This is a genomic window from Roseomonas sp. TF40, assembly GCF_057219975.1.
Window position 1 is genome coordinate 1 of record NZ_JBXVVR010000012.1, and the last position, 19,386, is coordinate 19,386.

Annotated in this window: 18 protein-coding genes and 1 tRNA gene; 11 read left to right on the plus strand and 8 right to left on the minus strand. The window is 70.7% G+C overall.

The features are described 5' to 3' along the window. Positions 1-133: 133 nt before the first annotated feature. Positions 134-529 carry an STY0301 family protein gene (locus AC2D9U_RS23150; RefSeq protein WP_484753695.1) on the minus strand — a complete coding sequence of 132 codons (396 nt, stop codon included), beginning with the start codon at positions 527-529 and terminating at the stop codon, positions 134-136. Positions 530-580: 51 nt separating this feature from the next. On the opposite strand from AC2D9U_RS23150, the gene AC2D9U_RS23155 reads away from it, so the two are divergent. From AC2D9U_RS23155 to AC2D9U_RS23170, 4 genes are all read left to right on the plus strand, one after another. Then, on the plus strand, positions 581-2,083 hold the full coding sequence (locus AC2D9U_RS23155; RefSeq protein WP_484753697.1) for an N-acyl-D-amino-acid deacylase family protein: 1,503 nt from the start codon (positions 581-583) through the stop codon (positions 2,081-2,083). Beyond that, entirely contained in the window at positions 2,076-2,525 is a 450-nt protein-coding gene (locus AC2D9U_RS23160) for a hypothetical protein (RefSeq protein ID WP_484753699.1), read from the plus strand. Before AC2D9U_RS23155 ends, AC2D9U_RS23160 begins: the two co-directional genes overlap by 8 nt. A gap of 30 nt (positions 2,526-2,555) precedes the next feature. Continuing rightward, positions 2,556-3,143 carry a LysE family translocator gene (locus AC2D9U_RS23165; protein ID WP_484753702.1) on the plus strand — a complete coding sequence of 196 codons (588 nt, stop codon included), beginning with the start codon at positions 2,556-2,558 and terminating at the stop codon, positions 3,141-3,143. 77 nt (positions 3,144-3,220) lie between these two features. Beyond that, positions 3,221-4,384 (plus strand): acyl-CoA dehydrogenase family protein, encoded by a 1,164-nt coding sequence (locus AC2D9U_RS23170; RefSeq protein WP_484753704.1) that lies wholly within the window; start codon positions 3,221-3,223, stop codon positions 4,382-4,384. Here the strand turns inward: AC2D9U_RS23170 and AC2D9U_RS23175 are convergent. Continuing rightward, positions 4,378-4,785, minus strand: a complete 408-nt coding sequence (locus AC2D9U_RS23175; protein ID WP_484753706.1) for a hypothetical protein — start codon at positions 4,783-4,785, stop codon at positions 4,378-4,380. The genes AC2D9U_RS23170 and AC2D9U_RS23175 overlap by 7 nt on opposite strands. A gap of 71 nt (positions 4,786-4,856) precedes the next feature. Between AC2D9U_RS23175 and AC2D9U_RS23180 the strand changes: the two genes are divergently transcribed. Next, a complete protein-coding gene (locus AC2D9U_RS23180; RefSeq protein ID WP_484753708.1) occupies positions 4,857-6,023 on the plus strand; it encodes a CaiB/BaiF CoA transferase family protein in 1,167 nt (388 codons plus the stop codon). Positions 6,024-6,268: 245 nt separating this feature from the next. Here the strand turns inward: AC2D9U_RS23180 and AC2D9U_RS23185 are convergent, their stop codons facing one another. Then, complete coding sequence (locus tag AC2D9U_RS23185) at positions 6,269-7,144, minus strand: N-formylglutamate amidohydrolase (RefSeq protein WP_484753710.1); 876 nt, start codon at positions 7,142-7,144, stop codon at positions 6,269-6,271. A 129-nt stretch (positions 7,145-7,273) separates the two neighbouring features. Between AC2D9U_RS23185 and AC2D9U_RS23190 the strand changes: the two genes are divergently transcribed. The 5 genes from AC2D9U_RS23190 to AC2D9U_RS23210 all read left to right on the plus strand — a co-directional run bounded on the left by AC2D9U_RS23190 (position 7,274) and on the right by AC2D9U_RS23210 (position 11,198). After that, a tRNA-Val gene (locus AC2D9U_RS23190) sits at positions 7,274-7,348 on the plus strand. Between the two features lie 30 nt (positions 7,349-7,378). Then, the gene (locus tag AC2D9U_RS23195) at positions 7,379-8,308 is read left to right on the plus strand and encodes an FkbM family methyltransferase (RefSeq protein ID WP_484753712.1); all 930 of its coding nucleotides are present in this window, start codon (positions 7,379-7,381) and stop codon (positions 8,306-8,308) included. Between the two features lie 52 nt (positions 8,309-8,360). Then, positions 8,361-9,371 (plus strand): TRAP transporter substrate-binding protein DctP, encoded by a 1,011-nt coding sequence (gene dctP, locus AC2D9U_RS23200; RefSeq protein WP_484753714.1) that lies wholly within the window; start codon positions 8,361-8,363, stop codon positions 9,369-9,371. Then, positions 9,368-9,910, plus strand: coding sequence for a TRAP transporter small permease (locus AC2D9U_RS23205; RefSeq protein ID WP_484753716.1), 543 nt, complete (start codon positions 9,368-9,370; stop codon positions 9,908-9,910). The genes dctP and AC2D9U_RS23205 overlap by 4 nt, the downstream gene beginning before the upstream one ends. Before the next feature lie 7 nt (positions 9,911-9,917). Then, entirely contained in the window at positions 9,918-11,198 is a 1,281-nt protein-coding gene (locus AC2D9U_RS23210; protein WP_484753718.1) for a TRAP transporter large permease, read from the plus strand. Between the two features lie 13 nt (positions 11,199-11,211). Here AC2D9U_RS23210 and AC2D9U_RS23215 read toward each other — a convergent pair whose 3' ends face one another. The 5 genes from AC2D9U_RS23215 to AC2D9U_RS23235 all read right to left on the minus strand — a co-directional run bounded on the left by AC2D9U_RS23215 (position 11,212) and on the right by AC2D9U_RS23235 (position 18,049). After that, a complete protein-coding gene (locus tag AC2D9U_RS23215; RefSeq protein ID WP_484753720.1) occupies positions 11,212-11,697 on the minus strand; it encodes a M23 family metallopeptidase in 486 nt (161 codons plus the stop codon). A gap of 36 nt (positions 11,698-11,733) precedes the next feature. Beyond that, complete coding sequence (locus tag AC2D9U_RS23220) at positions 11,734-13,278, minus strand: EAL domain-containing protein (RefSeq protein WP_484753722.1); 1,545 nt, start codon at positions 13,276-13,278, stop codon at positions 11,734-11,736. Between the two features lie 86 nt (positions 13,279-13,364). Beyond that, positions 13,365-14,516 (minus strand): OmpA family protein, encoded by a 1,152-nt coding sequence (locus AC2D9U_RS23225; RefSeq protein ID WP_484753724.1) that lies wholly within the window; start codon positions 14,514-14,516, stop codon positions 13,365-13,367. Between the two features lie 66 nt (positions 14,517-14,582). Next, entirely contained in the window at positions 14,583-15,155 is a 573-nt protein-coding gene (locus AC2D9U_RS23230) for a DUF924 family protein (protein WP_484753726.1), read from the minus strand. Next, the gene (locus AC2D9U_RS23235) at positions 15,152-18,049 is read right to left on the minus strand and encodes an FAD-binding and (Fe-S)-binding domain-containing protein (protein ID WP_484753728.1); all 2,898 of its coding nucleotides are present in this window, start codon (positions 18,047-18,049) and stop codon (positions 15,152-15,154) included. The genes AC2D9U_RS23230 and AC2D9U_RS23235 overlap by 4 nt, the downstream gene beginning before the upstream one ends. 145 nt (positions 18,050-18,194) lie before the next feature. Here AC2D9U_RS23235 and AC2D9U_RS23240 point away from each other — a divergent pair, with 145 nt between their 5' ends. Beyond that, on the plus strand, positions 18,195-19,376 hold the full coding sequence (locus AC2D9U_RS23240; protein WP_484753730.1) for a pyridoxal-phosphate-dependent aminotransferase family protein: 1,182 nt from the start codon (positions 18,195-18,197) through the stop codon (positions 19,374-19,376). The last annotated feature ends 10 nt before the right edge of the window (positions 19,377-19,386 follow it).

The following is a 19,386-nucleotide window of genomic DNA, read 5'->3' on the forward strand; positions in this document are numbered from 1 at the left end:
CTGCAAGGCGTGGGCAGACCAGCCCGACCGCTTCACACAAAATCCGCACCACCAAATGCCGGGACTAAACACCTAGAAACAGGGAGTTATAGAGCACGAGATCCGTCCAACAGGACGGATAGTGCTCTAGGCCCTACTCGCAGCGCAGGCTCATCGGCTCCGGCCCGACCGTCTGGGTGCAGCGGCGCAGGCCGGGTGGCAAGGCCAGGCGCAGCCACACGCCCTCGCCATAGATGCAGACGAGCAGCCGGTGTTCGTTGCCCGGCAGCACCCAGCCATTGACGATGCGGGGCGGGCGGCCGCGCCGCTCCTCCGGGGCGAGGATGGTGGGCGCGCCCGCCGCCTCGTCGCCCGGCACGCCGTCGATGATCCAGACCTCGCGCAGCGGCGTATTGGCGCCACGCCCCGCGCCGAGCCCGCCGCGCTCGAAGCCGGCGGGGGCGATCTCGGGCAGGCGCTCGGGGCAAGCCACGGCGGCGAGGGCCGGACCCGGCAGGGCAAGCAGCAGGGCGAGGAGCGGCAGGCGCATGCGCCGAGCCTGCCATGGCCGCGCCCCTTCCGCCACGCCGCCCCGCGCGCCATGATGCGCGCCGGAACGCCCGAGACGGAACACGCCATGGCCCTGCGCTGCGACCTCATCATCCGCGACGCCACCTTGTTCGACGGCACCGGCGCGCCCCGCCGCGTCGGCGATCTCGGCGTGAAGGGCGAGCGGATCGCCGCGATCGGCGATCTCGGCGGCGCCACCGCGGATCGCGAGATCATCGCCACCGGCCGCGCGCTCGCGCCCGGCTTCATCGACGCCCATACGCATGACGACCGCGCGGTGCTGATGGGCCCCGCCGGCACCACCTGCAAGACAAGCCAGGGTGTCACCACCGTGGTCTGCGGCTGCTGCGGCGTCTCGCTCGCCCCCGCGCGATTCAAGACCGCCCCACCCCCGCCGCTCGACCTGATCGGTGCGGAGGGCTGGTGGCGCTTCGGCGATTTCGGCGACTACGCGCACGCCATCAATTCCAAGGGCTCGGAGGTCAATGTCTACGCGCTGGTCGGCAACCAGACGCTGCGCGTGGAGGCCATGGAAGGCGACGTGATGCGCCCGGCCAATGACCGCGAGATCCACCACATGCACGCCCGCGTGAAGCAGGCGATGGCGGAGGGCGCGTCGGGCTTCTCCACCGGGCTCTACTACGACCCGAACAAGCATGCGACGACCGAGGAGGTCATCGCCATCGCCGAGGCGCTGAAGCCCTATGACGGGCTCTACTCGACGCATATGCGCGACGAGGCGGACCGCGTGCTGGCCTCGATCGAGGAGACGATGCGCATCGGCAAGAAGGCCGGCGTGGCGGTGCAGATCAGCCATCACAAATGCTCGCTGCCGGAGAATTACGGCCGCAGCGTGCAGACCCTGCCGCTGATCGAGGCCTATGCCCGCAGCCAGGAAGTGGCCTACGACGTCTATCCCTATCCGGCCGGCTCCACCGTGCTGATGCCCGACCGCCTGCGCGACGACGTGCCGGTGATGATCACCTGGTCCGTCCCGCATCCCGAGATGGCGGGCAAGTATCTCTCCGACATCGCGCGCGGCTGGAACACGGATATCCGCGCGGCGGCGCAGCAGCTGACCCCGGCCGGGCAGATCAGCTTCCAGATGGATGAGGACGACGTGCAGCGCATCATGGCGCATCCGCTCTCCATGATCGGCTCGGACGGCATCCCGCATGACGCGCACCCGCATCCGCGGCTGTGGGGCACCTTCCCGCGCGTGCTCGGCCATTACGCGCGCGGGCTGAACCTGTTCAGCATGGAAACCGCGATCCACAAGATGACCGGCCGCTGCGCGGAGGCCTATGGCATCGTCGATCGCGGCGTGCTGCGGGAGGGCGCCTATGCGGACCTCGTGCTCTTCGACCCCGCGAGCGTGATCGACGCCGCCACCTTCGAGACCCCCACGCTGCCCTCCATCGGCATCAAGGAGGTCTGGACGAACGGCGTGCCCACCTTCCGCCACGGCCATGGCGCGCAGGGCGGGGCTACGGGCGAGCGGCCCGGCCGGCTCATCACCCGGCATCGTGCCTGAGGCACTGCCCCTTGCCGGCCTCGCCCGCCTGCGGGCGCGGCTGCGCCTGCCGGAGGACGGGCCGCAGCGCACGGCGCTGCGGGCCATCGTCGCCGCCGGGCTGCTGATCCTGCTGCTGACGGTCATCGCGCATGGCTGCACCACGCCCGTCGCGCCCTTCCAGATGGAACGCTATGTGAAGCTCGGCCCGCGCCAGGGGCCGATCACGCTGCAGCGCGAACTGCTCGCCGTGCATGGCGCGCCCGCGCCGCTCGGCGGGCTTGTCAGCCAGTTGGGCCGGATGGGCTTCACCTGCCCGGGCACCCTGCCGGAAGAGGTGATGCTCTGCCGCTTCCGCGCGCGGCGGCAGGATGGGCAGGTGGCAACCTTCCTCGTCGAGATCCGCCACGACGGCGCGGTGGTGCGCGACATCGCGGCGCGGATGGAACTTGGGGCGCGTTGACAAGGTCAGTATTGCTGACATTATTGGTGCATGGAAAACCTGCTGCCGCTGCTGGGCTTCGCCATCGCCACCTCGGTCACGCCGGGGCCGAATGTGCTGATGGTCGCGGCTTCGGCCGCGGGGCATGGCTGGCGGGCGACGCTGCCGCACATGCTGGGTATCACGGTGGGTTTCGGGGCGATGCTGGTGCTGGTGGGCCTCGGTCTCGCCGGGCCACTGCTGGCCAGCCCGCTGCTGCATGGCATCCTGCGCTGGGTGGCGCTGGGCTGGCTGCTGGTGCTCGCCTGGAAGATCGCCACGGCCCCGCTGCCGGGTGAGGGCACGCCGCGCCCGCTGCTGGGCTTCCGCGGCGCGGCGCTGTTCCAATGGGTGAACCCCAAGGCCTGGATGATCGCCGCGGCCGTGATCCCGGCCTTCACCACGCCGGGGGAGGCGATGCTGCCGCAGGTGCTGGTGATCGCGGCCGTCTTCGTCGCCATCTCCATGCCCTGCCTGTTCGTCTGGGCGGGCATCGGCACGGCGGCGGCGCATCTGCTGCGCGCGCCGGGTCGGCTGCGTGCCTTCAACATCGTCATGGCCGTGCTGCTGGTGCTTTCGCTGCTGCCGACGCTGCGCTGACGCGCTTCTGCGGCGGGGCTGCGACCCTGGACAGGGCGGCGGGCGCACCCTAATCCGGCGCAGCCAGGAGACGCCCGATGGACATGCACCACAACGCCGCCGATCCGCACGCCGAAATCCGCGAGGAGGTGCGCAAGCTCTGCGCGCGCTTCCCCGGCGAATACTGGCGCGAGCTCGATGCCCGCCGCGGCTACCCGACAGAATTCGTCACCGCCCTGACCGAGAGCGGCTATCTCGGCGCGCTGATCCCCGAGGAATTCGGCGGTGCGGGCCTGCCGCTCTCCGGTGCCGCGGCGATCCTGGAGGAGATCCAGGCGAGCGGATGCAACGGCGCCGCCTGCCACGCGCAGATGTACATCATGGGCACCATCCTGCGGCATGGCTCGCCGGCGCAGAAGGCCGCCTACCTTCCCGCCATCGCCGAGGGCAAGCTGCGCCTGCAGGCCTTCGGCGTGACCGAGCCGACCTCGGGCACCGACACCACGGCGCTGCGCACCACGGCGCGGCGCGAGGGCGACAAGTACATCGTCAACGGCCAGAAGATCTGGACCTCGCGCGCCGAGCATTCGGACCTGATGCTGCTGCTCGCGCGCACCACGCCGCGCGACCAGGTGGCGAAGAAGACCGAGGGGCTCTCCACCTTCATCGTCGACATGCGCACCGCGAAGGGCCTGACCATCCGCCCGATCCGCACGATGATGAACCACAATTCCTGCGAGGTCTTCTTCGACAACATGGAAGTGCCGGCGGAGAACCTCGTCGGCGTCGAGGGCAAGGGCTTCCGCTACATCCTCGATGGCATGAATGCCGAGCGCCTGCTGATCGCGGCCGAGTGCATCGGCGACGCCAAGTGGTTCATCGCCAAGGCCAGCGCCTATGCGAAGGAGCGCGTGCTCTTCGGCCGCCCCATCGGCCAGAACCAGGGCGTACAATTCCCCATCGCGCGCGCCTATGCCCAGATGCGCGCCGCCGAGGCGATCGTGCAGAAGGGCCTGGCGAAGTTCGAGGCCGGGCAGAACTGCGGCGAGGAAGCGAATATGGGCAAGATGCTCGCCGCCGAGGCGAGCTGGGCCGCCGGCGAGGCGTGCGTGAACACGCATGGCGGCTTCGGCTTCGCCGAGGAATACGACATCGAGCGCAAGTTCCGCGAGACGCGGCTGTACCAGGTCGCGCCCATCAGCACGAACATGATCCTGAGCTATCTCGGCGAGCATGTGCTCGGCATGCCGCGGAGCTATTGAGCCGGCCCATGCCCCTCCAGGGCAAGCCGGTGGCGGATGAAGTCCGGCCCGCAGGAGAGCTTGCGGGCCAGCGGCGAGCCAGGGGCGATGACGCGCCAGAAGGGCGCGGGATCCTCGCCCGCCGCGGCCCGCGCCAGCGCGCGCTCGGCGACGATCCGCAGGAAAATCGCGGTGGAGGTCGGGCAGGTCGCCGCCGCGTCATGCTCGCGCGCCAGCGCCTCGCGCAGTTCGGTGACGCTCTGCGTCCGGCCGGGCGGGATGGCGTGCAGCCGCGCCTCGAGCAAGGGCGGGGAGGCGATGAACAGCCGCCCGCCCGCCGGAACGCCGGCGAAGGGCTTGGCCAGCAGGGCGACATGCGCCGGCTTGGCGCCCCGGAACTTCTCCTCCCAACTCTTCGGCATCGCAGACCCTTCTCAGCCCCTGACGCCGGGCGAGGTGGGCCAGGCGGTCGCCCCAGGCAAGAGGCCCAGGCATGACCGATCTTGCGCATTCCAGCCCCTCGGCGACCCCCTCGGCCAGCTTCCCGCTGGCGGGGCTTCTCGTCATCGCGATGGAGCAGGCGGTGGCCGCGCCGACCTGCTCCGTGCGCCTCGCCGATGCGGGGGCGCGCGTCATCAAGATCGAGCGCGCGGAGGGCGATTTCGCGCGCGGCTATGACAGCGCGGCGGCGGGGCAGAGCAGCTATTTCGTCTGGCTGAACCGCGGCAAGGAGAGCCTGACGCTCGACATCAAGGCGCCCGAGGACAAGGCGCTGCTGGAACGCCTGCTCGGCAAGGCCGATGTGTTCATCCAGAACCTCGCCCCCGGCGCGATGGGCCGCGCGGGCTTCGGCTCCGCCGATCTGCGCGCGCGCTACCCGCGCCTGATCACGGTGGACATCTCCGGCTATGGCGAGGAAGGCGATTACGCCGCGATGAAGGCCTATGACCTTCTCGTGCAGGCCGAGAGCGGGCTGGCCGCCATCACGGGCCATCCGGCGGGGCCGGGGCGCGTCGGAGTCTCGGTCGCCGACATCGCCTGCGGCATGAACGCCCATGCGGCGGTGCTGGAGGCGCTGATCGCGCGTTCCATCACGGGCCAAGGCACCGGCATCGCCGTGTCGCTCTTCGACGGCATGGCGGATTGGATGAACGTGCCGCTGCTCTATTTCGAGGGCACGGGGAAGGCACCGTCGCGCGTCGGCCTCGCGCATCCCTCGATCTGCCCCTATGGCGCCTTCGCCTGTGCCGATGGCGCGCTGGTGCTGATCTCGATCCAGAATGAGCGCGAATGGGCGGCCTTCTGCGCCGGCTTCCTCGGCGAGCCGGGCCTGCCCGCGCGCGAGGGCTGGCGCAGCAACAATGAGCGCGTGGCCAATCGCGCGGCGGTGGATGCGCATATCGGCCTGGCTTTCGCCCGGCACAGCCGCGACGGGGCGGCGGCGCTGCTCTCCAAGGCGGGCATCGCCTATGGCTTCGTGAACGAGGTGGCGGACCTCGCGCGCCACCCCGCGCTGCGGCGCCTGACGGTGGAAACGCCCAACGGCCCGGTCGCGGTCGCCGCCCCGCCCGCCCGGCTTTCCGGCCCTGCCCGTTCCTATGGCAGTGTGCCCGCGCTGGGCGAGCATTCTGCCGCAATCCGCGCCGAATTCGCGGGTTGAACCGATCAGCTATGCGATGAGCGCATATCTATGTTGCGCTGCAAAAAAACGCTTGCGACGGCCGGCCCGGCACCCTAATTTGTGCATCGCAGCAAGGCGGCCTCGCCGCCATGTCTGTTTTCTTGGACGTTTCCTCCCTTAACTTGGCGGTGCCGCAAGGCACCGCCACTTTTTTTGCGCGCAGCCAAGGGGTTAGAGCGTGATGACCGGAGGTGCGCAGGCACCGGAGGTCTGAATCACGCGATCTAACGAAGAAAGCTCCAGTCCGTCCGGGCCAGGGTCGCCATCAGCCGGTTCAGATCCCGGGTGAGCGTCGCCATGCCCGGCCCGCGTTCCACCTTGGCCTCATTCATGTAGAGCCCGCGCGCGATCTCGATCTGCAGCGCGTGCACCCCCTCCCGCGGCCTGCCGTAATGGCGCGTGACGTAGCCGCCGGCATAGGGGTCGTTGCGCCGCACGCGGTAGCCCATGCCGCCCAGCGCCTCTTCCACCAGCCTTGTCGCGCGCGGCGCGCAGGCCGTGCCATGCGCGTCCCCCAGCACGAAATCCGCCGGCTGGCCGCCATGGCCCGGATGCGCCGGCATGGAGTGGCAATCCAGCAGCAGGCAGGCGCCCGCCACCGCGCGCGTCTGCGCGATCAGCTCGGCCAGGGCGGCATGGTAGGGCTGCCAATACTGTCGGATCCGCGCCTCGGCCTCGGCAAAGGGGAGCTTGCGGCGATAGACCGGCTCGCCACTCGCCACCACCCGCGCGATGGTGCCGAGGCCCGCCCCCACGCGCGGGCTCGCCGTATTGACCCAGGAGGGCAGGGGCCCGTCGAACATGCCGGGGTCGAGTTCCCAGGGCTCGCGGTTGGCGTCGCAGAAGACGCGCGGGAAGGTGGCCCGCAGCAGCGGCGCGCCATGGTCCGGGGCGGCGGCGAAAAGCTCATCCACGAAACTGTCCTCGCTGCGCCGCAGCGCCAGCGGGTCGAGCCGGGCCGCCGCCAGGAAGTCCGCGCTGTAATGCGCGCCGCTATGGCCCGAGGCGAAAACCAGGGGAATCCGCGGCGCGCGCGCGGGCAGCACCTCATAGGGGGGCGGCGCGGGCAGGTCGGCATTGCCAGGCAAGGGGAGGTCCATCGGCCGGCGATCAAGCCACAGGGCCGCGCGGCTTGCCACCCCGAACCGCCCCAGCCGACGATCGGCCGCGCGCCCCCCCCCTCTTGCGCGGCACCGGCGAAACGCCTAGTCACGGCGTCCATCGCGGGCGGGCGCATAGCTCAGCGGTAGAGCACTACCTTGACACGGTAGGGGTCACAGGTTCGATCCCTGTTGCGCCCACCATCCCCCCCGGCGCTGGCCGAGGTTCCCGCCATGACCACCCCCCACAGCCTGCGTGACTCTGCCCTGTTCGGGCCGGCCCTGGCGCGGCTTGCCGCGTCCATTGCCGCCATCGTGCCGGAAGCCCGGGCGGGTGGGCTCGATGCCCGGCTGACGGCGCTGGAGGCGGCGCTGGTGCAACTCGAATCCCTGCCCGCGCGCGTGGTGCCGCTCGGTGATCGCGTGCTCGCGCTGACCGCCGCCGGGGCGCGCATCTTCCTCGATGCCCACGACATCGGCATCACGCCGCATATCGCCCTGACCGGCAGCTGGGAGCCGGGGGTGGAGCGCGCGCTGCGCCGGCTGTTGCGCCCGGGCCAGCGCGTGGTCGAGATCGGCGCCAATATGGGCTATCACAGCCTCGTCATCGCCGAGGCCATCGGGCCCACCGGCCGGCTGCATGCCTTCGAGGCGCATCCGCGCATCGCTGGCCTGCTGGCCGCAACGCTGGCCATCAACGGGCTCACCGGGATGGTCACGCTGCATCCCGCAGCGGCGCTGGATCGCGCCGGAACGGCAAGCTTCGCCGAGCATCCGACCCTTTGCGGTTCCTTCCACCTCGCCGGTGCCGAGACCGGGGCCGACTTCACCGCGCGGCTCGTCGTCCCGGCCGTGACGCTCGATGAGGAACTGGCCGACCTGTCCGCCATCGAATTGCTGCGGATCGATGCCGAGGGGTCCGAGCCGCTGGCGCTGCGCGGCGCCGCGGCGCTGCTGGCGCGCTCGCCCGAGCTGGTCCTGATGGCCGAATGGTCGCCGGTGCAGATGGCCGCCCGGGCCGATGTGGCCGGCTTCGCCGATTGGCTGCTCGGCCAGGGCCTGGCGCCAGGGCGCATCCTGCCCGATGGCGGGCTCGCGCCGCTCAGTCGCGACGCGCTGCTCGCGCTCGATCATGCTGACCTCGTGTTCCTGCGCCAGCGTTGACGCGCGGCCCCGCCTGCCGCAACTCTGCGCCAAATCCCGGGAGAGATAAGCCATGCAACGCCGCACCCTGCTGACCGCCGCCGCCGCCGGTACCGCCGCGCTCGCCCTGCCGGGCGTCGCACGCGCCCAGGCGCCCGTGACGATGCGCCTGTCGCATCAGTTTCCGCCCAGCCACCACAATGCCCGCGTGATCGAGGCCTTCGCCGCCGATGTGTCTGCGCGGACCAGCGGCCAGCTCGTGGTGCAGGTCTTCCCGGCCGAGCAGCTCGCCCGCGCCGGCGAGAACTTCCCCTCCGTCGCGCGTGGCGCCTTCGAGGCGGCGGCGGCGGTGAATTTCCAGTGGGGCAACACCCTGCCGGAGATGAATGCGCCGACCATCCCCTACCTGTTCACCGACATCGCGCGCATCCGCCGCTTCCCCGGCAGCGAGGCGGCGAGGAACCTGGAAGGGCTGCTCGAGCGCCGGGCCGTGCGCAACCTGATGTGGCTCTACACCACGCGGCAGAGCATCTTCACCTCCAACCGCCGCCCGATCGTGGCGCTGGAGGATTTCCGCGGCCTCAAGATCCGCGGCCTCAATGCGCTGACCGACAATGCGCTGAGCGCGGTGGGGGCGGCGCCTTCCGCCATGCCGGGGCCGGAGGTGCCGCAGGCGCTGCAATCGGGCGTGCTCGATGCCGGGCTGACCGACGTCTCCGCCGCCGTCTCGCGCCGCTTCTACGAGATCCAGCGCTTCGGCACCGTGGCGCCCTATTTCTCGGTGATCAGCCATGTCTATGTGAACCCGCGCTGGTATGCTGGGCTCGCCGCGCCGCTGCGCACCGCGCTCGACGCCGCCGCGCGCAAGGCGGAGGCCGACCAGATGGACATCACCGAGGCGACCGCCGCCGCCGCGGTGGGCGAGCTGCGCGCCAAGGGCATGACCATCCATGAGCAGACGCCGGCGGAATCCGCCACCTGGCGCGCGGCGATGCAGCAGCCGGTGATCGACGCCTTCCTGCGCATCGCGCCCGAGGGTGGCAACCGCATCCTGGAACTGCTGCGCGGCATCCCGGCGGCGTGAGGCTGCTCACGCGCCTCATCGGGTTGATCTCGCGCCTCGCGGTGGCGCTGGGCTCGCTCGCCACCGTCACCTGCCTGGTGCTGGTCGGCTATGGAGTGGCGATGCGCTACCTGCTCGGCCAGCCGCAGCCCTGGGTGGACAAGGTGGCGGGCTGGCTGGTGCTGGCGCTGGTGATGCTCGCCGCCGCCGAGGCGCAGCGGCGCTTCGAGCATATCGGCGTCGATGTCGCGATCAGCCGGCTGGGCCCGCGCCTGGCGCGGCTCGCGCATCTGCTGGGCGTGCTCTCGGTGGTGGCGGTGGCGGCGGTGCTGCTGCAGGCGGGGCTGGAGGCCGTGGCCTTCAGCCGCATGATCGGCGTGATGACGGAACTCGGCGGCGTGCCCGAATGGTGGGTGCAGGCGCTGCTGCCGATCGGCGCGTCGCTGCTGCTGCTGGTCGGGCTCGGCCAGGCGCTGGTGCTGCTGACCGGCGGCACGCCGGACTACCTGCCGAGCGGCGAGGAAGACCTGCCGCGCGATACGCTCGCGCGCGGAGAGTAGGCGCGACATGACCTTCGCCATCCTGCTGATCGTGCTGATCGGCCTGCTCTATCTCGGCCTGCCGATGTTCGCGGCGCTGTTCCTGCTGCCGCTCGGCGTCCTCTATTGGACCGAGGGCGCGGTGCCGGCGCTGGGCGAGATGGTGATCGGCAAGCTCGATGGCTATCTGCTGGTCGCCATCCCGCTCTTCATGCTGATGGCGCATGTCATGGTGCGCGGCCGCGTGGTGGATGACCTCTACAACGCCGCCTTCGCCCTGCTGCGCGGGGTGCGCGGCGGCGTGGGCATCGCCACCGTCGCGGCCTGCACGGTCTTTGCCGCGATCAGTGGCTCTTCCGTCGCCACGGCGCTCACCATCGGCAAGATCGCCATCCCGCAGATGCTGCGCTACGGCATGTCCCGCAAGGGCGCCTTCGGCGTGGTGGCGGGGGGCGGCACGCTGGGCATCCTGATCCCGCCCTCGGCGCCCATGGTGCTCTACGCCTATGTCACCGAGACCTCGGTGGCGGCGCTCTTCCTCGCCGGGCTGATCCCCGGGCTGATGATGGCGGCGATGTTCGCGGCCTATTGCTACATCACCGAGGGCCGCGCCGTGGTGCCGAAGGACGAGCCCCCGCCCGAGGCCGCGCATCTGGCCGTCGCGCGCGCGGGCTGGTCGCTCAGCCTGCCGATCTTCGTCCTTGGCGGCATCTACATGGGCGTCTTCACCGCCACCGAGGCCGCCGGCACGGGCACGCTCTATGCGCTGCTCATCGCCGGGCTGATCTACCGCACGCTGTCCTGGCGCGACCTCGTGCAGGGGGTGGAGGAAGCCACGCGCACCTCCGCCATGCTGCTGATGATCATCGCAGGCGCGGCCATCTACGGCTTCATGCTGACCAAGCTGCGAATCCCGCAGGAATTGACACAGCTCGTCGCGGATCTCGGCCTCAGCCGCACCGGCTTCCTGATCGCGATGATGGTGCTGCTGTTCGTCCTGGGCCTGGTGCTGGAGAGCTTCTCCATCATCCTGCTGACCATGCCGGCCATCCTGCCCCTGCTGGGCACGCTTGGCATCGACAAGGTCTGGTACGGCATCCTGCTGACGCTGAGCCTGGAAATGGCGCTGATCTCGCCCCCCGTGGCGCTGAACCTCGTGGTCATCAAGGCGATCACCGGCGCGCCCCTGGCCGAGGTGAACCGCAGCATCATCCCCTACATGCTGATGCTCGCCTTCGGCACGGGGCTGCTGATCGCCTTCCCCGGGATCGCGCTCTGGCTGCCGCGCCAGGCCGGATACGGCCTCTGACAAAAATCTCTGGCTACGGCAGCTGACGGCAGGGCGGCAGGTTGAAGAGCGGCGCGGCATCCACGCGCTCGCCGCCCACCACCAACTCGAAATGCAGATGCGTGCCATAGGTGATGCCGGTCCGCCCGATGCGCCCGATCGGCTCACCCTGCGCCACGCGGCGGCGGCCATTGGCAAGGGCGGGGGCGACGGTGCCCAGATGCGCATAGCGCGTGGCGCGCCCATCGGCATGGCGCAGCTCGACCTCCAGCCCGGCCGCGCCGCGCCTTCGGATCGCCACCACATCGCCGGCCGCGGCGGCGCGCACCCAGGCCCCGGCCGGGGCGGGCAGGTCGATGCCCGTGTGGAAGCCGGAGGCGCGCGGCCCCGCCCCGCTGCGCGGCCCGAAGGGCGAGGAGATGCAGGCGGCCTCCACCGGTAGCACGAAGCCCGATTGCGCGTTCGTCGGGGCGGGCAGGGCCAGCAGGGCCAGCAGGGTCAGGAGGAGGGCATGGCGCACCCCCGAGCCATGTCGGTGCGGCGGCGATGCGTCAAGCTAGAGCGGCCCCGGCCGCCCAAAATACCAGCCCTGGCCGTAATGCACGCCGAGTGCCTGCATGGCCTGCGCCGCTTCCTCATTCTCCACCCGCTCGGCCACCACCTTGGCCCCCACGGCCAGGGAGAGATCGACCATGGCGGCGACGAAGCTGCGATCCCGTTCAGAGGTCATGGCGGCGAGCACGAAGCTGCCATCGACCTTCACATAATCCGTCGGGAAGGCCTTGAGGTACCGGAAGGCCGCCGCACCGGCGCCGAAATCATCGATGCAGACCGGCACGCCGCGGCCACGCAGCTGGCGCAGCGTCTCCGCCGCCGCCTCTTCCTCCTCGATCTCCGCGCTCTCGGTCAGTTCGACCATGATGCGCGCCGCGGCGCGCCGGTCATGATCAAGGGCGGCGAGCAGGCGCGGGCGGAAGCTCAGGCTCTGCGCCGAGAGGCCCGAGATGTTGAAGGCGATGTGTCGTCCCGACGGGACCGCCGCGGTAGAGGCCAGCGCCAGTGCTGCCACGGCGAGGTCAAGTTCCTCGGTCAGGCCGATGGTTTCCACCAGCGCCACGAAATCCTGTGGACCCTCGCCCTGGGTCAGGACGCCGGGATCGGGGCGCAGCAGGGCTTCATAGTGATGCGTCTCGCGCGTCACGAGATCCACGATGGGCTGGAACTCAAGCCGAAAGCTGCGCTCGGCGATGGCGCGGCGGAAGGCGGCGGCGCGGGCGGTGACCTGCGCAACCACGCCGCCCAGCCCCTGGTCGAAGCCCGCATCGCGCAGCCCGGCCGCGCCCAGCCGTGCATAGGCGGAAAGACCGTGCCGCAGCGCGCGGGCCGCCTGGGCGGGGGTGAGTCCCGCGCCATCGAGGGGCACCGCCGTGGCGGCGATGCTGACCCCAGGCGCCTCCTGCGCCAGCGCGGCTTCGAGCCGGGCGGCGAGGCCGGCAAGGTCAGGCGCGTCAGCATCGGGATCGCGCAGCAGGCCGAAGCGCCCGGGCGCGAGGCAGGCAGCCAGGGTGCCGCCGCCACCCTCGGTACTCAGCAGCCCACCGATCCGGGCGGTGGCGGACGCGTTCAGCCCTGGAATCTCGATCAGGGAAAGGCTGGCCGCCTCGCCCTGGCGAAGGCGCTGCTCGGCCTCCCGCAGCAGGGTCTCGGCGGTTGCGGGGCGCGGGTCGGGGGGCGCGGGCAGGGGGGCGAAGGCGAGGCAGAGCCGCGTGGCTTCGCCCGCCGCGAGCAGACGAAGGCCCGAGACGGAGAAGGCCGTACGTGCGGGATCGGCGAGGCGGAAGGCGGTGGGGGCGAGGCGACCTTGCGCCGGCATCAGCGCGAGGGTGGTTGCGAAGGCGGCGCGATCCTCGGGCGCGAGCAGTTCGGTGGGCTGGCGCCCGATCAGGCTCTCCGGGCTGCGGCCCAGCCGGGCGCGAAAGGCGCCGGCGGCAAAGCTGATCGCGCCGCGCTCATCCAGCTCCACCAGCAGGTCGGCGGCGGCGAAGGCAAAGGCGACGAAACGTTCGCGGTCGCCGAGGGGACGGCTCGAGGGGGCTGACATCGCCGCATCATGGCGCGTCGCGGTTGCACAAAGATGTATGGGGAAGGGGGAGCGAAGCGGCGCCCGGCAGGACGCCACGGCGGCTGCTACCGGAGCACGATCTCGACGCGGCGGTTCTGCGGCTCGCGCACCTGGTCGGCGGTGGGGACCAGGGGCTCGCTCTCACCGGCGCCACGGGTGACGATCTCGTCGCGGCGGATGCCCAGGCGACGAAGCTCGGCGGCGACGATCTCGGCCCGGCGGACCGACAGGCGCTGGTTCACCGCCACGCTGCCGCGCCGGTCGGTATGGCCGGTGACCTCGATGCGCGTGGTGCCGCCGCCGCGCGCGGCCTGCGCGGCCTCGGCCACGATGGCGCGGGCGCGCGCACTCAGCGCGTAGCTGTTGTTGTCGAAGAAGACGATGAAGCTGCGCGTCGGCGCGGGGGCGGCGGCGACGGGGGGCGACATCATCGGCGGCACCACCATCGGCGGCACCGGCGCGGGCTGCGCGCCGAGCGCATAGCGCAGGCCGACCAGCACGGAGTGGTGCTGGTTCGAGATGTCCATCCGCCCGCTCTGCGCCGTGTTCGGCCCCGTGGCCACGATCCGCCCGCTGATGTCGGGATCCAGCGTGGCGAAGTAACGGTATTCCAGCGTGGCCGCGAGCCCGGGCACCGCGGCGATGGGGAAGGCCGCGCCGGCAATGAACTGGTAGGCGAAATTGCCGTCCGTGCCGTCGCCCTCCAGCCGCTGGCCGTTGCCGACCACGCGCATGTCCTTCAGCTCGGTCCAGGCATAGCCGAGGCCGAAGCCGACATAGGGCTGCACATAGGGGCTGCCGACATTGAGCTCGAGCAGCGCATTGCCCATCAGCCCGAGGTTCCACAACTGGCCCTGCCGGCCGGTGATCGGGTTGAGGCCGGGGAAGCCCGAGGCGCCATCCACCTGGTTGCCGCGCAGGCTGGTCTCCAGCTCCACGCGGACCCCGTTGCCGAAGCCGTAGCCGAGCGCGAGCAGGCCCATGGCCTGGTTGTTCAGGCTGAGCGTGCCCCCGCCCAAGGTGCCACTGCCGGCAGCGCCGCCGCGCAGGTTGCCGCGCGGCTCGACGGAGGAATCATTGACGAAATTCGCCCCGATACCGGCCGAGAGATACATCCCGGTCGGGATCTGCGCTGCGCCGGAGCCGGCCATCCCGGTGACAAGCGCCGCCGCCATCAGGGCGGTGGTTCCGGCGTTCCGGGCGGGCGCGAGTCGCATGGGCCAACTCCTGGTCAAGAAAGGCGCTGCAACATGCCCGAGGGCAGGCGGCGCGGAAAGAGCCAATCAGAAGCCCCCGCCCGCCGCGAGCCAGGCTTCCTCGGCCGGCGTGCTGGCCCGGCCCAGCGCGGCATTGCGGTGCGGGAAGCGGCCGAAGCGCGCGATCACCACGCGGTGGCGCCAGGCGTAGTCGATGGTGCCGCCCGGCGCGGCCATGGCGGGGATGTCGCGCAGCCCCTCGAAGAGCGCGACGGAGAGGTCCTGGTCGGCCATCGCCTCGCTGTGTTCGAAGGGGAGGTAGAGGAAGATCCGCGCCGCCGGTGCCAGGGCGCGGTCGAAGCCGTCGCGCAGCACGGCCTGCCGGGCGATGGCGCGCGCATGGGCATCGCTGGCGAAGGCCTCGGCCGCGCCGCGGAAGAGGTTGCGCGGGAACTGGTCGAGCAGGATCAGCAGCGCCAGCGCGCCCTCGGCCGTCGCGGCCCAGGCATCGAGCCTGCCCTCCCGGGCCGGGGCGACCAGCGCGCCGAAGCGCGCGGCGATCTCGGCGTCGAAGGCGGCGTCCTTGGTGAACCAGGCCTTGCGGAAGGTCTCCGGCCCCACGGCGAACCAGAAGGCCAGGATGTCGTCGGCATCGCTCATGCGAGGGCCCTTTCGAGGATTCGGACCGTATGGGTCGCCTCGCGCCGCGCGAGGTCGCCGATCTGGTGGCGGCAGGAGGTGCCGTCCGCGACCACGAAATGCGCGGGGGCCACGCGCCGCAGATGCGGCAGCAGGGAGAGTTCCGCCATCGCCACCGAGGCCGGCAGCTTCTGCGCCTCATAGCCGAAGGCGCCGGCCATGCCGCAGCAGGAGGAATTGATCGGCACCACCTTCAGCCCCGGTATCCCGGCGAGCAGCGCGACCGAGGGCGTGAAGGCGTTGAAGGCTTTCTGGTGGCAATGCCCGTGGATATGCGCCTCGCCCGGCATCTCCTTGAAGGCGAGCTTCGCCTTGCTGGCGACCAGCCATTCGGTGACGAGCATGGCGCGCGCGGCCAGCTTCTCGGCCGCCGCGCCCGGCTGCAGCGCCAGGAACTCGTCCTTCAGCGTGAAGAGGCAGGAGGGCTCGAGCCCGAGCACCGGGCTGTCCCAGCGCGACAGGGCTTCGATGGTGCGCGCGGCCTCGGCACGCGCCTGCGCGACCATGCCGGCGGCGAGATAGGTGCGCCCATCGTCGAGCGGGCGCGTGCCGCGCGGCGGGCGCGCCACGGCGGGATCGGCGCCGGCGGCGCGCAGCACGCGGATGGCGGCGCGCAGATTCGCCGGCTCGAAATAGCGGTTGAAGAGGTCGGGCAGCAGGATGACCTCGCCGGGCCGGCCATCGGGCTCGCGCAGCTCCCAGTCATGGAAGGCGTCGCGCCGGAAGCGCGGCAGTGGGCGGGCGGCGGCGAAGCCCAGCAGGCGCTCCACCAGCTTCGGCAGGCCGGGGATGTATTCCCGCGCATTGGTCAGGGGCGCCAGCATCGCGGCGAAGGGCGCCCAGCGCGGCATGGTGGCGATCAGGCGCTCGGACAGCGCGAAGCCGCGCGCCTGCCCGCGCGCATGCGCGGCCTCGATCTTCATGCGCGCCATGTCGACGCCGGTGGGGCATTCGCGCTTGCAGGCCTTGCAGCCGACGCAGAGCTCCATCGCCGCCGCCACATCGTCCGAGGCCAGCCCCTCGGGCCCCAATTGCCCGGTGAGCGCGAGCCGCAGCGTATTGGCGCGCCCGCGCGTCAGGTGCCGTTCGTCGCGCGTGGCGCGGTAGGAGGGGCACATGGCGCCGGCATCGAATTTCCGGCAGGTGCCGTTGTTGTTGCACATCTCGACCGCGCCCAGCAGCCCGCCTTGCGGGCCGGGCCAGGCGGACCAGTCGAGGGCCGGGGTGATGGCCGGATCGGCCGCGTAGCCTTCGTGGTAGCGCAGCAGCGCGCGGTCATCCATGCGCGGCGGATGGACGATGCGGTTCGGGTTGAGCAGGCCGAAGGGCAGGGCGGCGCTCGGCGGGTCGAATGCGGCCTTCACCTGCTCGAAGGCGCGCACGATGCGCGCGCCGAACATGGGTTCGTGGAACTCCGAGCGGACGATGCCATCGCCATGCTCGCCCGAATGGCTGCCCTTGTACTCGCGCACCAGGGCGAAGCATTCCTCCGCGATGGCGCGCATCTTCGTCACGTCCTCGCCCGACTTCATGTTCAGCACGGGCCGCACATGCAGGCAGCCGACCGAGGCATGGGCGTACCAGGTGCCCTTGGTGCCGTATCTGTCGAAGACGTCGTTCAGGCGCTCGGTGTAGTCGGCGAGATCCTCGAGCGCCACGGCGGCGTCCTCGATGAAGCTCACCGGCTTCCCGTCACCCTTCATGCTCATCATGATGTTGAGCCCGGCCTCTCGCACCTCGGCCACCTGGGCCTGGAAGCCAGGGTCGGTCACGCGCACCACCTGCCCGGGCAGGCCGAGATCGCCCATCATCTCCTCGAGGCGTTCCAGGCCCTGCAGCAGCGTGGCGTCGTCCTGCCCGTGGAACTCCACGATCAGCAGGCTGTCCGGCTCGCCGATCAGGATGCGATCGATGGTGGCGCGATAGATCGGGATGGAGCGGCCGAGATCGATCATGGTGCGATCGACCAGCTCCACCGCTTCCGGATTCAGCGTGACCAGATGCTGCGAGGCCTCCATCGCACGCCGGAAGCTCGGGAACTGGCAGATGCCCAGCACCTTGCGCGGCTTGATCGGCCACAGCTTCAGGTCGAGCGCGGCGGAGAAGGCGAGCGTGCCCTCGCTGCCCACCAGCAGCCGCGCGAGGTTCCCACGGCCATTCGCCCGCGCATCGGGTGTCAGCGCATCGAGGTTGTAGCCGCCCACGCGGCGCAGCTGCGCGGGGAAGCGCGCGGCGATCTCGGCGGCCTCGGCCGCGCCCAGCGCATGCAGGCGCTCGACGAGGTCGGTGTTGGGCGTGCCCTCGCCGAACCAGTGGCGCGAGCCATCGGCCAGCAGCGCATCGATGGCGCGCACATTGTCGGCCATCAGCCCGTAGCGGATGGATTTGGACCCGCAGGAATTGTTCGCCGCCATGCCGCCGATGGTGCAGCGCTGCCAGGTCGAAGGATCCACCGGATAGAACTTGCCTGAGGGCTTCAGCGCTTCGTTGAGCGCGCCCAGGGTGATGCCGGGCTCGACCCGCGCCGTGTCGCCCTCGATGCTCAGCACGCGGCGCAGATGCTTGGTGCAGTCGATGACCAGCGCGTGGTTCACCGTCTGCCCGCATTGGCTGGTGCCGCCGCCGCGCGGCAGCACGGCCACCCCTTCCTCGCGGCAGATCGCCATGGCGGCGGCGACGTCATCCACGCTCTTCGGCACGATCACGCCGACGGGCTGCATCTGGTAGATCGAGGCATCGGTGGCATAGCGGCCGCGATCGCCCGCGGAGAACAGCACCTCACCCTCGACATGGCGGCGCAGGCGCTGCCCGAGCAGGCTGTCGGTAAGCTTGTGCTGGCCGGCGATGGCGTTCATGCGGTGGCGGTCCCTCTCATCGTCCCGGCTTTAGCCCAGCCGGGCCGGAAAATCCGATCTATAATGCTCATCAATCCAACAAGCCTTACTCATTGGCAGATGGCATTGTCCAAGGGTAGGTAGGCCCCATCGAGAGGGAACCCCCATGGCCTATTTCCAGTCCAAGCCGAATGCGCGCCGCCACTTCCTGCATATCCCGGGCCCGTCCAACGTGCCGGATCGCGTGCTGCGCGCCATGGACAACCCGACCATGGACCATCGCGGCCCCGATTTCGGCCTCATGGGCAAGCAGCTTCTGGCCAAGGTGCGGAAGGTGTTCAAGACCGAGAGCCATGTGGTGATCTACCCGGCCTCGGGCACCGGCGCCTGGGAGGCCGCCCTGGTCAACACGCTCTCGCCCGGCGACCGCGTGCTGATGTGCGAGACCGGCTGGTTCGCGCATCTGTGGAACGAGATGGCCGAGCGGCTCGGCATCGTCGCGGATTTCATCAAGACCGATTGGCGCCGCGGCGCCGATGTCGAGGCCATCGCCGAGCGCCTGCGCGCCGACAAGGGCCATGCCATCAAGGCCGTTTGCGTCGTGCACAATGAGACGAGCACGGGTGCGACCTCGCGCATCGATGAGGTGCGCGCGGCGATGGATGCGGCGGGCCACCCCGCGCTGCTGCTGGTGGACACGATCAGCTCGCTCGGCTCGATGGATTACCGGCATGACGAGTGGGGCGTGGATGTCACCGTCTCGGGCAGCCAGAAGGGGCTGATGCTCCCGCCCGGCCTGTCCTTCAACGCGATCAGCGCCAAGGCGATCAAGGCTTCCGAGACGGCGAAGCTCACGCGCAGCTTCTGGGACTGGAAGCCGATGCTCGCCGCCAACGCCACCGGCTACTTCCCCTACACGCCGGCGACCAACATGCTCTATGCGCTCGACACCGCGCTCGACATGCTGCTGGAGGAGGGGCTCGAGAACGTCTTCGCGCGCCACGACAAGGTGGCCGAGGCGACGCGCCGCGCCGTGCGGCATTGGGGCTTCGAGACGCAGTGCCAGGACCCGCGGCATTTCTCCTCGGTGCTCACCGCGGTGCGCCTGCCGGAGGGCCACAGCGCCAATGCGCTGCGCGCCACCATCCTCGAGAAGTTCAACATGAGCCTCGGCAATGGCCTCGGCCAGCTGAACGACCGCGTCTTCCGCATCGGCCATCTGGGCGACATCAGCGAATTGCAGCTGGTCGGCGCGCTGGGCGGCGTGGAGATGGGGCTGCGCGCGGCGGGCATCCCGCACAAGGCGGGCGGCGTGCAGGTGGCGCTGGACTACCTCGGCGGGAATTGAGGAAAGTGGG